The sequence below is a fragment of the Agrobacterium sp. OT33 genome, from assembly GCF_017313365.1.
Lineage (GTDB): Bacteria > Pseudomonadota > Alphaproteobacteria > Rhizobiales > Rhizobiaceae > Agrobacterium > Agrobacterium rhizogenes_A.
The window spans coordinates 382,811-397,962 of sequence record NZ_JAFLMZ010000004.1 but is presented as its reverse complement, the minus strand read 5'-3'; the positions used below and the strand labels follow the sequence as shown (position 1 = coordinate 397,962).

Genomic DNA, 15,152 nt, shown 5'->3' with positions numbered 1-15,152 from the left:
CTCTGCAATCGTCACTAGGTCCGGTATCCATGACAGGAACGCGGCGACCGGGTGTTAGGGGTGTTGAAATGTCTGTTCATCGAGCCGCGCATGGCCGGTCGTTGAAGGCTCGGCGGAAGCCTGCCTGTGCCGCCGGCGTCCATCCCGCTCTGTTCCGGGTGGATTGAGACAAAGCGTGACGACGGGAGCAAGGAAGATGGCATAGGCCATGGCGAAGCCGGGAATCTGCAAGGAAAAATCAAGGGTTGAATGCAGGGCGACAAGTGCCAGACCGGCAAGGCCGAGATGCGCGGCATAACGATAACTTTTGCGCCTGCGCATCCCGATCGCGAAAATGATCAATTGGGCAAGCACAAAAAAGGCGGCGTAAAACGGAAAGGCGGCGCCCAGCGTCAGCAGGCCTTCGGCATAGACATTATGGGCATGGGTGACCACGGCGTTCACCCCGCATTGCGCCGCATGATAGGGCGCATAGGTTTCCGCAAAACTTGCAAGTCCCGATCCCCATGGCCAGCTGTCGCTGATGGCGCGCGAGATGCCCGGCATGTAGCAAAAGCGCATGTCGTCTTCCAGCCGCGTCTCCATGCGAAGCGCCACACGATTGGCAAAGAGCGAGAACAGGCCGACGGCGATGGCGAGCATGATTGCCGCCCGGCGTTTGAACCCGCGCCGCCTTCGCCGGGGAGCCGCGCTGCGGCTCGTTCTCGAAGGTGAGTTAAAAACGGTGAGGAGAATAAGGAAAAGCAGCGCCGCAAAGCTCGACATGATCCCGGCGCGCGAACCGGTCAGCATCAGGGCGATGAAGCAGAGGGCAGCAAGCACGCCGATGAAGGCAGCCCTGCGGATGAGGCGCTTCTGTTCGGCCGGCACCGTCAGGCGATTGGCCACAAGCGCCCTTACCATGTGCCAGTCAGGAGCCTGCAGCCTCTTGTGAAACAACGAGAAGAGCGCAAGTAGGATGAGGCCGAAGAAGGTTGCGGCGGTGTTGCGATTGACAAAAAGGCCGGTCAGGCTGCCGAGATAGAAGCGTTTCTGAATGAAGCCCAGCATTTCCGGAAACAGCAGGAATTGCACGATTGACCCCAGCGCGAGCCAGCCGCCGCCTATCGCGAACCACCGCAACATTTTTGCCGCGCGCTCGTCAGTATCGAAAATTACAAGACCGGCCATGAAGGCGCCGAAGGGCAGGGCGGCGCTGAGCAGGCCGAGCCGGTCATCCGCCGGGGTGAGCGAGATGGTTGCCGCCGGTGCGATTTGTGTGAACATGGTGGCGGAAGACCATGCCGGATTGGGCGAAGCGATGCGCGGCAGGGATGATGCCTGCAGCAGCATCTGGATGATGAGCGCCGCAAGCAGAAAACAGGCGGCCGCGAGCGCCTTGCCGGTGCCGCCGCGGGGTGGCCCGAAGACAAGAATGGCGGGCGCCAGCAGGAGATACATCGCCAGCGTGACGACGATGCGGCTCTCAACCTCGGTTGCGCCGCGATTGAGGAGCGCCAGCAGGAAAATCGCCCAGAACGCCCCTGTGGCGATCACCCGGAAATAATCGCGAAATACCACCGGTCGCGACGGCGAGGAGGAGAGTATTCCGGATCGGGTAAGGGTGGGTATCATCGGCTCCGGCTTTGCAAGACCTGGTTGCGGTGGTGATATGCGAGACGGCGTGCCGCCGCGCGCTCGGCTTTATTGCTTCGGCTTGTTGCGATTGATTTCGCCTGGTTGCTCCTGTTGGCAGACATCGCGCAGGGTCCAGCGCAGGATTTCCCCTTCCTTGCCGCAGACGACCGCTATATCCGCATCTCGGGCCGCTTCGGCCTGCGGCAGCGTCCCTCTTGGAAATTGCTGCCACATGACAAAGCGCCCGCGTATCAGATTGGCGTCCGCCGGCCCGTAAAGCTGGGAAAAATTCATCAATACGGCTGTCTCCAGCGGCGAGGCGTTGCGCAGCGAACGAACCATGGCAAGGCGCAGCCACACATCGCCATTGGCGGGAAAACAGGAGAGCGCATGCCGAATATAGGTTTCGGCAAAGCCAAGACGCGCTGCGGTGGTCTCGGTTGCCGCATCCTCGATATTCGCATCGAGATCAGCCAGAACCAGTCGCAACCCCGCCTTGACGATATCTGCCCGACAGATTTTCCCTGCGATGACGGGCTGGAGCTGGCTGACGGATTTCGCAAGGAGATCGGGTGCCAGACCGGCTTTGTCGTCGGCAATTCTCGCCATCGCAACGATGTCGGAAAAACGCCGGGTTTCGGAAAATGCCTGCGCCGCGATGGATAAAACAAATGCGGAAATGACGAGAACGGGCAGGGCCGCGAGGACTTTGTGCAGCAGCGTCACATCGCCCCGGCTAGTCATGATAATAGCGCGTGTAACGTGAATAATAATATTCGCTCGAGCCGTAGGCCCGGTAAAGTTTCAGCTTTTCCGTATCCACCTTGTTGAGAATGACGCCAAGGCATTTTTTGCGGATATGGACTTCATTTTCGATGGTGTTGCGGACCGCCCTGCGGGCGGTTTTACCCCACTCGGTCACAAAAACGAAACCATCGATCCGGCTTGCCATCGCCCGGGCATCGACCACCGGGCCGAGCGGTGGCAGGTCGACAATTATATAATCGAAGACGCCGCTCGCCTCGGCCAGCAATTTGTGCATCTGTGGCGATGTCAGGAGCTCGGAGGAATGCGGCACACGCTGCTTGACGACGGTGGGCAGGAAAGCGAGCCCTGTCTTTTCATCGTGCAGGAGGACATCCCGCACATTGCGGCCTTCGAGCAGCACTTCGAGCAGACCCTCTCCGGCATGACGACCCAGGGCGCGCGTGGCGCCCGGATTGCGGATATCCGCATCCAGCAACAAAACCCGTGCGCCCTGTCCGGCCAGAAGCTGTGCCAGATTGATGGAGATGGTCGATTTTCCCTCGCTTGGCAAGGCCGATACCACACCCACCACCCGCGCGCCGCTTTTGGCGGGAATGCCGAGATCGAGCGCAAGCCTTGTGCTGCGCAGCGTTTCGGCAAAGGAGGACAACGGGTGATCGACGGCGTAGCGGGCAACGCTGGACGGGCGGGTGGCCGTTGGACCGCTTTCCTGTGCCTTGGGGAGAATTTCCTCGACCGGCTTGTTCGGAATGAGCGGGGTATTGCCGAGAAACTCCAGTCCGAGCACATCGCGAACCTGTTCTCCGGTACGGAAGAAACGGTCACGGAACTCGCGGAACATGGCGATGCCACCGCCGGCTGCGGCGCCCATGATCATGAATAGCGCCAGAAGCATCGGTTTGTTCGGCTTGCTGGGGATTTTTGGCGGAATCGCCTTGGAAATCACGCGTGCTTCCGTCACGGGGAAGGATTGCTGCTGCATCGCTTCCTGATAACGCTGCAGGAAGGTTTGATACATGTTCTTGTAGGTTTCCGCCTCGCGCTGCAATTCACGAAGCTGCACCTGTGTCTGGCTGGCCGAATTGCTGACAGTGGTGGCCTTGGCGACGCTTGCCTCGAGCGTTCTTTCCCGCGCCTCGGCAACCTCCAGATCGCTTTTGTAACTTTGCGCGATGCGACTGACTTCCTGGAACATCAACCGGCGATATTCCTGCATTTCATTGCGCAGCCGCACGGCCTGGACGTGGTTCTTGCCAAGCCGGCCGGTGATCTCGGCCTCGATCTTGGAGGATTCGAGGTATTTCTTGCGCAGGTCATTTGCGACGGAACTGTCGAGAATATCGGTCACCACTGCATCAACATCGTCGGTGGCGAGGATGTGTTCGATACGCTGCACGCGCGCGCGCGCTCTGGCGGTCTCGGATTGTGCCAGGATCTGTGCACTGTTGAGTTCCGCCAGCTGCTGGTCGGAAAGCAGACCGTTATTGCCGGTCTCGATCAGATTATGTTCGGCGCGAAATTTCTGCACGGCCAGATCGGTATCGAGCGCCCTTTGCCGCAGTTCGGCGATGCGATCGGATAGCCAGTCGCTGGCGCGTTTTGTCGCCTCGTATTTGGAGTTCAGCTTGTCGACCAGATAGGCGGCCGCCACGGCGTTGACGATCTGGGCGGCGAGAGCAGGCGAGGTGGAATTATAGGTCAGCTCCAGCGCGTAGGTGCGGCCGATGCGCTTGACGGAGAGGCCCTGCAACAGGCGGTCCGACAGCGCTCTCTTCAGCGTCCCGTCATCGACAACGGCTTCCTTTGCGGGCGAAAACCATTGCGAGACATTGACCAGCGAGCGGACCGTGCCCAGCATCGAACTTAGAAGCGATGCGCGTGTGGCCCTGAATTCCTGGTTTTCCGTCAGGTTGAGATTGTCGACGACGGCAAGCCCGATGGTTTCCGATTGCAGAACCTCGACCTGGCTGAGAATGGACGCCTCGTCTTCTATGACACCGCCAATCGTCGAAAGCTGCTCGACGACCTGGCTGTTGTTGCGGTCGATCAGCAGGGTCGCCGTGGCCGAATAGATGGGAACAGCGGTCGCGGCATAGGCGAGCCCGATTGTCCCGGCGATGGCGATGGTTGCAAGGACGATACGCCATTGCCGGCGGATCGTCGCAAGAGCGGCGTCGATATCGATAAAATCGGCCGCGAAGGCGTTTTTATCGATATCGGCCATCGTCAGGGGATCGTGTCTTTGCAACAACTGTCAGCCTCGCTCTTTTCGGCGTGCAAAGAGCCCGCCAAGTCTCGGTTGCATTGTAAGACAAGTGATCGCCGTTCCTGTGTGGAAGGGCGATGACATCAGGTTCAAACGGGGCTTGTGCTTGTCACGGTGCTGGTGCTGCCGGTTGAAAGCGATCTGCCACGGCCAGCCGGGGCGCCAGAACCACCTGCTTGTACCGTACCGCCATCCGCCAGGCCGCCTGTCCCCGAGCCGCCGATGCTGTTTGCGCTGGCCGGTGTGGACCCTGCGCCGCCGATCGGCGATGCGGCGGCGGCCGCAGCCGCAGGAGCCGCCGGACCAGCCGCCGTTCCCTCGATGTTTTCGCTGAAGGCGATAAGAAGGTCGGAAGGGACGCCCGTGCCCTTGGTCTGCAGCTGAATGGCGGCTGCCAATATCGTATTGCCCCTCTGCATCGCCGTGGAATAGGCAAGCGCCAGACCTTCGCCGACAACTTCGGAGAAGTCCTTGTTCGCGACCTTTTGAGCGAGCGCGACGATGGCGGGCAGCTGGCTGGAATCACTCAGAACCAGTGCGGAAAGCTGTTCGGAAAATTGCGCCGCGCTGGTGGAAACGGCGATGACCGGAAAACCGTTCGTCACCTTCGCGGTGAGATCGGCGGCGGCCGCATCGGTGCTGGATGCGATGGTGATCAGATCGCCAACCGTTCCCTGCGTTGGCGACTGCTTGAACAGTTCCGCGGCGGAAAGCGTCACCATATCGGGATTGGTGCCGTGGACGCGGGCGAGAAATGCGGCGGTGGTTTCATCCGCAGCCTTCACGGGCGCACTTGCAGCTGCACTCTCTGCCGCTGGCGCCTGGGCCGGCACTGTTTCAACATTCTGGGCATTGGCCGCTGCGGAAAAAAGAATCACACTGGTCATCAAGATTGCACCAGTGAGCGTCGAGCCATTACGAAGGCGGGACATCACAACTCTCCAAATTTTTAAAATACGAATTTAAGTACAATTGATGTCGAACATGGTTATTCAACATCTTAAAATTTTCTTTTAAATCGCACAGCCCAAGCAAAGGTTCAAGTGTTAAAATAGGCTGCGGATTTGAACTTCTCCCTATCCTTAACGGCCAGCGCCCGGATTTTTGCCCTGGCGTCAGGACGTCGCGACTTTTCGCCGGGGTGTTATCAGGCGATCACGAAGCCATGCGTTTGCAGGCATTTCGATAAAAATGTGAAATGCATGCGCTATGGCAACGGTGCTGGCGACGACGACGAGAAAGGCGAGATTGCTCCAGCCCTGTGGGAGCGTGAAGCCGCCCAAGACAGCCTTGAAGCCCAGAAAAATGAAGGGATGCAGCAGGTAGAGCGCGTAGGAGGAATCCCCGAGCGCCGCAAGCGGTTGCGCGAAGCGGGGCAGGGCGATGCCCCGTGTCAGGGTGGCGGCGGCCATGAGAAGAATGGCGCCACCGCCAAAAACGAGCAGTCGGGAAAAGGAATAACAGCCCGGACCGCAAGGCGCCCCGAACATGTAGAGTTCCAGGAACGTCCAGACGGCGAGGCCGCAAAGAGCCATTCCAGCGCCGATCAGCGGGGAGATGCGCACACCACGCAAAAAGAGAACAGCGAGCACCATTCCGGCAACGAATTCCAGAATGATCGGCTGAAGCCAGAAGCTGAACGGCAGGGGAAGATTGAAGACCGGGCCTGACAGGACGGCAACGAACAGCACACTTGCCGTCGCCAGAACGGCGCGTTCGAGCGGCAGAAAGATGAAAGCCGCGAAGACGGCATAAAAAAACATCTCGTAGTTCAGTGTCCAGCCGAGATCGACAATGGGAAACGGATAGGCGTCGCCATATCCCATGGCGTCATAGGGAATGAAAAGATAGGATGTCAGGATTGCCTGGAGTGGCGGAAATGCCTTTACGCCGAGAAAAGCGGCCCCGGCCAGCGCAATAACCCGCAGCGTCAGCACGAACCAGTAGAGAGGAACAATGCGTAGAAGCCGGCGCAAGAGAAACGCCGAGCGTCCGCCGCGGGCCGCAAAATACGGCCGGGAAGCATAAACGATGACGAAACCGGAAATGACAAAAAACAGGTCCACGCCGGCGCCGAGCCTCAGCGCGTGAAGCGGGAAGAGTGTGAATTCCCAGTTGATATTGGCGTGCAAGGCAACAACCATGGCCGCTGCCACGGCACGCATCACCTGAATAATATCGAGGCGTTGTGCCCTAACGCCGGGCTCATTCGTAATTTTTTGCATCGTTATCATCTATGAAAAAGAAATACACTATGTTTTCGTCCGATTTCGCGAGAATACATCGTTTATTAAATTAATATATCGCGAATTATACTGTTGATATTTTTAGATTGTCGACGACGAAATTTGCCGTTTCTTCATCAGAATATCTCCAGAACCGTGAGCTGGTCGCTGACGGAAAGCCGGTATTGGTCATCTTGCCGGGGGATCACCTGCTGGCTCACGGAACCGTCGTCACCGAAGCGGTGTGCAATGATGTTGGTATGAGGCCCGGTTACTGCAAAAGCTGCCAGCCGTTCGACTGGCGGATTTTCGATCCGCGCCGGCCATTGCCAGCCCCGGATTCCAAGCCAAACCGGCACAAGCAGCGCGCCGTCCGGTCTTTTCAGCTGCAACGTCACCCGTTCGGAATCGCTCCCGGAAAAATCAAGGCGCCGTTCCGCCGGGCCGCCTGGCCGCGTTGCCTTGCAAAGCGAAAGAAGGGCGCGCACCGCCTCGAAAGCGGGGGTACGGCTCAGATCGTGGCGCAGCAGTCCAAAGGACGATTCCGGGTTTGTATTGTCCTGTGCGAAGCTCGAAACCATTTCGTAAATATAGGCCCGGCGGATGCCGCTGATGAAACACCACAAAAGCGCACGGGGCATGTAGCGCGCCTTGATGCCCTCGGTAACGGGGAAATGGAAGGTCTTCGGTTCCATCGAGGTATGGTAGCCGATTTCCGTGGCAAGCATCGGCCGTCCGGCTGCTATATGCGCTGAGGCGGCCACGGATCTGGAAAGGGCCCCCGGTCCGGTTGTTTCGGGATGCTCCATTCCGGCATAGGGGTGAATATTGCCGTAGTCGCTGATGGCTTGCAGATCAGGCGCCAGTTCCCTGTTCGTCAGGACATAACTCGGTGCGGCAAGCGGGATGGCGCTCAGCTCGGGGGTCGAGCGGATCATCTCGTGCAGTGCCGTTTGATGCCGTGCAGAAATGCCCGGCGCATTGGCGGGATCCTTCGTCAACGTCGGTTCATTGCTGCCTTCCAGGACAACGATGCCGTCGTCGCACCAGCTGTGGAAATCGGCGATCCTGTCGAGCGGAGTGGAGACATAGGGATTGAGGTCGTCATAACAGATGATGGTGAGGCGAAGGCCGGCTGCCACAATCCGGCGCAGGCGGCGAAAGGCGGGGCTGTCGCGGTTGTCTCTCGCGGTGATCAGCCCCTCATCGCGCAGATGGCGCACGCCCAGTGCCTCAAGTTCCGGCAGTATGCGTTCGAAGGCTTCGGGATAAATTCCCGTGGGGCGGGCGAAATGGCCGCACACGCCGACACTGTCCAGAAAGGTTTCGGTGTCGGCGGAAAAAACGGACTGGGCTCGCCCGGATGCAGGATAAAGGCCGCCGGCGGCAGCCAATGCGAAAGGCGCGGCCGAAAGCAGGCTGCGGCGCGTCAGGCGGCCCATGGTGACCGGTCGTTTTCCGTTCATCTGCGTCTCCTGATAATCATGACGAAAGTGCGGGGCGCCGGCATGATCTGGAGGGAGCCGGTCAAATACCGGCGACGCCTCTCAATATCGAATGATCACAATGTCCCGGGAGCTTCGCGGCATTTCGCACGCCTTCAAATCAATGTTTCCGAAATAAAAATATAACGCAATGGTGCTGACCCGCGCCGGATAAATAGCCGCATCGATCAGGGTATTTCATATGTGCGGAAGCCTAACACGGGACCGGTTCTTTTCGCAACACGGAATGGCTTTTGTCGCGCCGCGAAAAAAATCACTTGAAATGCCATCAATTCCAGTGCTTTTTGAAAGCGGATTTTTGGTTATTCATATTTTCAAATGTTAGTTCCGCCCCGGCTTTTGTATTTTTTTGCAAATGCCTCACTTTCTCCCGGCAGTTCGGGAGAGCGGCATGGCCAGAGCGGAAGTCATAAATTTTCGATTAAGGAAAATAGAGCGTATCCGCATGCGAATTCTCCATTTGAGCAGTCTTTATCCGCCGCATATTGTCGGGGGATGTGAACGGTCGGTCGAGCATCTTGCCGAGGAACTCGTTTCCATGGGGCATACGGTCGGCGCCGCCTGCATTGAACGGCAGGCGGAGCAGAAGACGGTGCGCAATGGCGTCAGCGTTTACCGCATGTTCCACAATAATGACTTCTGGCTTGAGGACTGGCCGCAATATACGCCGCAGCAGCGGCGCATGCAGAAGATCAGGCAGCAATGGAATTTCAACGTCGAGAAGCAGTTCGAAGCCGTTCTTGATGATTTCAGGCCGGATGTTCTCAACACCCATTCACTGCTGGACGTGACCACGCTGGTCTGGCGGGCGGCGCACAGGCGCGGCATTCCGATCGTCCATACGATCTGCGAATATGATCTCCTGTGCGGCAACGCCGCCATGTTCAAGGGCGGCAAGCCCTGTGAGCATATCCATCTCGGCTGTCAGGTGGTGAATTTCACCAAGAAGTTCACCCAGCGTTATATTGGTGCGGTAGCAAGCGTCGGAACGGAAATCCTCAGGACGCATGTCAATCACGGGCTCTTCCATCATATTCCGGAAAGCCTGCGCCGCGTCATCTTCTATTCCTGCACCGTTCCGGATGGCGATCCGGTTGCCCGCCGGCGGATCGACCGGAGCGGGCGGCCGCTGACCTTCGGTTATATCGGCCGCATCAATACGGAAAAGGGCGTTGGCAACATGGTCGACGCCTTCAGGCAAATCGGCCATGGCAACTGGCGCTGTCTGGTCGCCGGCCAGGCGATGGACGATTCCATCGAACGCTTCAAGGCACAGGCGGCCGATCTGCCGATCGAGTTCATCGGCTGGGCGAAGCCGAAGGAGTTTTTCGAGGAGATCGATGTTCTGATCGTGCCCTCTTTCTGGGCCGAACCTTCGCCACGCACGATCTATGAGGCCTATGCGATGGGTGTTCCGGTCATCGGCGCCGCCTCGGGCGGCATTCCCGAACTGATCGGCGAGACCAATCACGACTGGCTGTTCGAACCGGGCAACGCCACCGATCTCGCCGCCCGCATCCGCCGGGTGCTAACACTGTCGCGTGAGCAATTGCCGACGGAGGCCGACTTCGGAAACATCGTCGAGGAATCCACCTCCCGGCGGGTCGGCGAAAATTATGTGAAGCTCTACGAAGACGTGCTGGCGAAAGGCGCCCAGAACCGGACCTTACGTGCATCCTAGTCGCGAAATTAATCTGCTGTGGCAAGTTTTCTTCGAAGGGAAAAGCTTATGGTGGAAAGCCATATCGGACGGATGGCAGAGACAAATTCAATAGGCTCCGCAGCCGTGAGAGGCGTGTTCTGGTCCATCATCCAGAACTGGGGAGGGAAGCTTTTCACCTCCGTTCTCTTCATCGTTCTCGCCCGTTTCCTCAGCCCTACCGACTACGGCATGGTCGCCGCGGCCGGACTGGTCCTGATGCTGATCCAGATGCTGTCGGAATTCGGATTCGCGGATGCGATTGTCCAGAAGCGCAATCTGGAGCCGAGCGACATCAATCTGCCATTTTATGTTTCGGTGGCGGTTGCGACCCTTCTGGCCACTGCCGTTTGCGTGTTTTCGTCCGAGCTGGAAAGCTGGTTCGAGGTTAATGGGTTGGCGCCGATCATCGTGGCGATATGCGTCCTGCTGCCGTTGAATACCGCGTCGCTTTTTCAGGAGGTGAATTATCGGCGCGCACTCGCCTTCAAGCCGCTGGCCATCAGAACCTTCATTTCGAATATCATCGGCGGTGGTGTGGCGATCGCTTTCGCCATCATGGGACTGGGGGTCTGGAGCCTTGTCGTTCAGACCTATGTTGCAACGGTCGTCACGCTGATCTGGCTTTGGCGAAAACCCCACTGGCTTCCGGGCACCACCCTGAGGCCCGGCAGCCTTGTTGAACTGCTTCGTTTTGGCTCCTCGGCGCTCGGCTTGCGCATCGTGGAATTCGGGTCGACGCGCCTGATCGACTTCATCATTCTGGGGCGTTATGGCGTGGCGGTCTTCGGGCTCTACACCGTTGGCAGCAGGCTCTATCAGCTTCTCATGCAATTGCTTCAGTCGGCCCTGTATGATGTCTCGCTGACGGTGCTTTCCCGCGTATCGCATGAGCGCGAGCGCATGGCGGAACTTTACAAGCAGTTGATCGTGATATCGGCCATCGTCTCCACCCCGGCCTTCGTGCTTTTTGCCGCTTTGGCGCCGGAGATTTGCCGCGTCCTGTTCGGGGCGCAATGGCAAGGGGCGGATGAGATCGCACGGCCCCTGCTTCTTCTAGGCGCCCTGCAATGCGTGCAGTTTCAGAATGGTCCGTTCCTCTCCGCGCGCGGCCAGCCAAACAAGGTGTTGATCGCAGGCACCGTCAAGTCGGTTTCGACGATCCTGATGATCCTCTTGATACCGACAGACAGTATCAGTGAACTCGTGATCGTTTATGTTCTGGGACAGCTTGCCTCCACACCCTTCACCTTCTTTTTTGTCTCGCGGGAACTCGATGTCCCGTTGCTGCGAATAATTCTTCTGCTTTTGCCGAGTTTCGCCAGCAGCGGTCTGGGCTTTTTTCTGGTTCAGTGGATGCGCCCTGAAGTCGCCAGCCTGGCCCTTGGCGATTTCATGTCCGGCCTCATGCTCGGTTCCGCCTTTGTCGTCATTTATTTTTCGCTGATGGCGCTGCTTGCGCGAAGGCAGGCCCGATCGGCTCTGCTTTTCGTCATGAGCAAGATGCGCTCACGGAAGGAAGCGAATGCGTAAGCTCGTCAAAAAAATACTCCCCGCGCCGCTTCATCGCGAATGGGTGAAGTTCAACGAACGCCGCAATGAAGAAGTCGCGATTCGCCGTTTTTTCGATGGGCTGCAAGAGCAGAAACGCCGGATCAAACCCTTGGCCGGTGGAGAGCACATCAACCGGATTTTGATCGTCGCCTGCGACCCCTTTTCGGTCTTCGGTTCCATCGGCGATGACGCCATGATCACGGCGACCGTGCAACAGGCCCGCGCGCGAAATCCCGCTGTCGAGATCGATGTCCTGCTTGAGGGCGCAGATGCTGCCGGTCTGGTTCGGCAGCGAGGTTTCAATCCCGTTGACCTCTTCGGAAACGCCGACTTCATCGGGGTACTTTGCAACCAGTTCGAGGCAAGGCGATATGATTGCGTCGTGGTGATCGGTGCTGACGTCATGGATGGATATTACCATCCATTGGTCAGTGCCAAACTTCTGGCGAGTGCCGATCTCGCCGCCGCGGCCGGCATAAAAAATGTCATCCTAGGCTTCAGTTTCAACGAGGCGCCGCATCCCTCTCTGTCGATGTTTTACAGCGCGCTTCATTCCGGCGTCTCGATCAATGTGCGCGATCCGGTTTCCCTCGGCCGCCTGAAATCCTTCGCGAAGACGAACGCGGCGCTGGTTGCCGATTCAGCCTTCAGTCTCGCTGCATCGGAGGCCGATGCGGATACCAGTTCCTGGATCGCGCGGAGGCGCGCCGAGGGATACAGGGTGATGGGTTTTAACCTGCATCCCATGCTGTTCAAGAATGCGGATCGCAGTCAGATCGAGACGATCATCCAGCGCGGGGCGGAGGCGCTGCGGTTTGTGGCCGACGCGCGACCGGTCTGCTGGCTGCTTATTCCGCATGACTATCGGGACGGGTTTGGTGACCAGTCCTGCCTTCGGGCCATTGCGGAGCTGCTGCCTCCCTCGCTCGACGATCGGGTGCGATATCTGGAGGGTGAGTGGCCGGCTCCCGTTCTCAAGGGGGTCGCGGGTCAGCTCGACGGTATTGTCAGCGGCAGAATGCATCTTGCTATAGCGGGGCTTGGCAAGGGCGTGCCGGTCATATGCATTGCTTACCAGGGCAAGTTCGAAGGGCTATATCAGCACTTTGCCCTGTCTTCCTCTGATCTGCTGTCTCCTTCCGCCTTCTATACGGATGAGGGGATCAGGACAGCGCTGATGGAATTTGTCGATAATGCGGATGAACTTCGCGCGCAGGTGCAACGGAAACTGCCGGAAGTTCTTGGCCTGTCGAAGAGCAATTTTCAGATATTCGAGGCCTTTCCGGAGCGGAACCAGTCGATCTCATGAAAGTCGCTTTCGTCTCAGCCATTCCCGCCGTTCCCGCGACCGAAGGCAATCGCAGCCGTATATTGCAGCTGACGCGGGCTGTCCGAAGCCTTGGGCACGAGGTACATTTCGTCTATGCCGATACGCCGATTGCGACCGACTTCGATTCAGCCGTGCATGAGGCTGAATTCGGGACCGGACGCGTGCATTTCATTTCCCGGCAGAGGGGCAGTTTTAAATCTCGGCTCGTTCAGGATATGGCGCTTGAAGCTGGTTTCACCGCGTTTCGGGCCATTCGCAAGGTTCACCGGCTTCTCGGTCACGACAGCGGTTTCTATAATTACCTCGATGAGTTTTATTACCCGGAAATCGGCCGGGATGTGCGGGATATTCAGCGTCGGGAAGGGATCGACGCGGTCATTGTCGAATATGCCTTTCATTCAAGGGCCTTCCTGGGGTTGCCGGAAAATGTGCTGCGGATTCTCGATACCCATGATTCCTTCGCCGATCGCCATAAGGCGTTCGTGAAGACCGCCAACAAATATGGATACTGGTTCTCGGTGCCTCCGCGGGTGGAATGCAAAGCCTTCCGCCGGGCGGATGTGGTCGTCGCCATACAGGAGGAAGAGGAACAGGCATTCAGGCAGCGGCTGGGCGGGGAGCCACCTGCCGTCGCGACGGTCAGTCATATTCTCGATCTTCATGCGCGGGTGGAAGATTTCTCGCCGAGCGATTTTCTGTTTCTCGGTTCCGGTAATGACGCGAATATCATTTCCCTGAATGGATTCCTGCAGAATGTCCTGCCGCTGGTGCGGGCGAGGCGTCCGGATGTTCATCTGGTTCTGGCAGGCAGCATCTGCGGCAAGATCGAGGACAGGGAAGGGGTTATCAAGCTCGGCCGCGTGGATGATCTGAAAGATGCCTTTTCGCGCGCGCCGCTGTCTATCAATCCCATCACGCTTGGCACCGGTATCAATATCAAACTGCTCGATGCTCTGGCTGCCGGTATTCCGACTGTCAGCAGCCGTACCGGCGTGCGGGGGCTTTCGGAGCGGTATCGCAACGGTGTCGTCGTTATTGAGGATGGGGATCACCAGGCCTTTGCCGAAGCCATTCTGCGCCTCACCTCCGGGAAGGGTCTGCGACAGGAACTGGGAAACAGGGCGTTTGAAGACGCTCTTGAATGGAACCGTCAGCAGATGATGGTTCTTGAGGGCATTCTGAATGGCAAATAGGCGGTCTCACCCCAGCTTGCCATGGCGTCGCGACCACTGTGTTTTTCGCAAGACGGATTTGAAACCGTAAGCCTCGACGCTGCAATTTCACCCTGTGCCGGGCCGATCAAGTGCAACCTTGTGACCGCTTCAGCCGTCAGACAATCAGCTGCAGACCGGCATCGGAAAGCTTCAGGATCGTGAGTCTGCCCGTCGTGAAAGCCCCGGTGTCGATGCCGATTCGCTGCGGACCGGTCTGTGGTTCCGTCACCGGTGTATGGCCATGGATGACAAGGAGATCCAGCCCTGCTCCCTGCGACAGGAACGGTTCCCTGATCCATAACATGTCTTCGTCGGTCTGCGCATCCAGCGAGCGTCCCGGTCGCAAACCGGCATGCACGAAGATATAGGGTCCGATGCGGGCATAGATCGGCAGGCTGGATAAAAGCTGGCGGTGGGCCTGCGGGATCGCACCGATCAGCGCATCCCGGAAAGGCTGCAGCCGCAGGCGGCCCTTGTGCATGAAATAGTCGATATCGACGCCATAGGACAAAAGCGTCTGGCGGCCACCGAAATCCAGCCAGTGCATGTTGCCCTGCGGATTTTCGAGAAAGTCGCTGAACAGCTGCTCGTGATTGCCGCAAAGTGCGATACGGCGCAGCGGCGCCGGGGGCGGCTGCAGAAGATGCTCAAGGACACCGCAGGAATCCGGCCCGCGATCGACATAGTCACCAACGAGAACGACCAGGGCGGGGGAAGGGTCGGGCGCCAGATCCGCCAGGATTTTCCGTTCCGCCTGCAAAAGCAGATCGAGGCAACCATGCACGTCGCCAATGGCATAGATCGGAAAGGAGGCGGGCTTGTCGCCAAGGTCCAACCTGCGGCGCCTCCGGTCGTCGCGGGGGGCTGGCTGTCTACGACCGCGAATCCAGTTGAGCACCTTGGGCATAGCTGCCGATACTGTCTCTCTGATACAAGGTCAAGGCCGTTGAATGCGGACACCGCATCGCCCTCCC

Annotated in this window: 11 protein-coding genes; 4 read left to right on the top strand and 7 right to left on the bottom strand. The window is 58.4% G+C overall.

Features of this window, described 5'->3' with window-relative positions; genetic code table 11:
• Positions 1-54: 54 nt before the first annotated feature.
• The 6 genes from JZX88_RS12295 to JZX88_RS12270 all read right to left on the bottom strand — a co-directional run bounded on the left by JZX88_RS12295 (position 55) and on the right by JZX88_RS12270 (position 8,342).
• Positions 55-1,614 (bottom strand): O-antigen ligase, encoded by a 1,560-nt coding sequence (locus JZX88_RS12295; RefSeq protein ID WP_206913757.1) that lies wholly within the window; start codon positions 1,612-1,614, stop codon positions 55-57.
• Between the two features lie 69 nt (positions 1,615-1,683).
• Positions 1,684-2,361, bottom strand: coding sequence for a hypothetical protein (locus JZX88_RS12290; protein WP_206913756.1), 678 nt, complete (start codon positions 2,359-2,361; stop codon positions 1,684-1,686).
• Positions 2,354-4,609, bottom strand: a complete 2,256-nt coding sequence (locus JZX88_RS12285; RefSeq protein WP_142856100.1) for a polysaccharide biosynthesis tyrosine autokinase — start codon at positions 4,607-4,609, stop codon at positions 2,354-2,356. Before JZX88_RS12285 ends, JZX88_RS12290 begins: the two co-directional genes overlap by 8 nt.
• Positions 4,610-4,740: 131 nt before the next feature.
• Positions 4,741-5,583, bottom strand: coding sequence for a hypothetical protein (locus JZX88_RS12280; RefSeq protein WP_206913755.1), 843 nt, complete (start codon positions 5,581-5,583; stop codon positions 4,741-4,743).
• A 183-nt stretch (positions 5,584-5,766) separates the two neighbouring features.
• Entirely contained in the window at positions 5,767-6,885 is a 1,119-nt protein-coding gene (locus JZX88_RS12275; protein ID WP_371741111.1) for an acyltransferase family protein, read from the bottom strand.
• A gap of 128 nt (positions 6,886-7,013) precedes the next feature.
• Positions 7,014-8,342: a hypothetical protein gene (locus JZX88_RS12270; protein ID WP_206913754.1), complete on the bottom strand. Its 1,329-nt coding sequence runs from the start codon at positions 8,340-8,342 to the stop codon at positions 7,014-7,016.
• 484 nt (positions 8,343-8,826) lie between these two features.
• Here JZX88_RS12270 and JZX88_RS12265 point away from each other — a divergent pair, with 484 nt between their 5' ends.
• The 4 genes from JZX88_RS12265 to JZX88_RS12250 all read left to right on the top strand — a co-directional run bounded on the left by JZX88_RS12265 (position 8,827) and on the right by JZX88_RS12250 (position 14,157).
• Complete coding sequence (locus JZX88_RS12265; RefSeq protein ID WP_206913753.1) at positions 8,827-10,062, top strand: glycosyltransferase family 4 protein; 1,236 nt, start codon at positions 8,827-8,829, stop codon at positions 10,060-10,062.
• A gap of 72 nt (positions 10,063-10,134) precedes the next feature.
• Positions 10,135-11,613, top strand: a complete 1,479-nt coding sequence (locus tag JZX88_RS12260) for a lipopolysaccharide biosynthesis protein (protein ID WP_206913752.1) — start codon at positions 10,135-10,137, stop codon at positions 11,611-11,613.
• Positions 11,606-12,943, top strand: a complete 1,338-nt coding sequence (locus tag JZX88_RS12255) for a polysaccharide pyruvyl transferase family protein (RefSeq protein ID WP_206913751.1) — start codon at positions 11,606-11,608, stop codon at positions 12,941-12,943. Before JZX88_RS12260 ends, JZX88_RS12255 begins: the two co-directional genes overlap by 8 nt.
• Positions 12,940-14,157 carry a glycosyltransferase family 4 protein gene (locus JZX88_RS12250; RefSeq protein ID WP_206913750.1) on the top strand — a complete coding sequence of 406 codons (1,218 nt, stop codon included), beginning with the start codon at positions 12,940-12,942 and terminating at the stop codon, positions 14,155-14,157. The genes JZX88_RS12255 and JZX88_RS12250 overlap by 4 nt, the downstream gene beginning before the upstream one ends.
• A gap of 136 nt (positions 14,158-14,293) precedes the next feature.
• Here the strand turns inward: JZX88_RS12250 and JZX88_RS12245 are convergent, their stop codons facing one another.
• The gene (locus JZX88_RS12245) at positions 14,294-15,085 is read right to left on the bottom strand and encodes a metallophosphoesterase family protein (protein WP_142856083.1); all 792 of its coding nucleotides are present in this window, start codon (positions 15,083-15,085) and stop codon (positions 14,294-14,296) included.
• Positions 15,086-15,152: the final 67 nt, after the last annotated feature.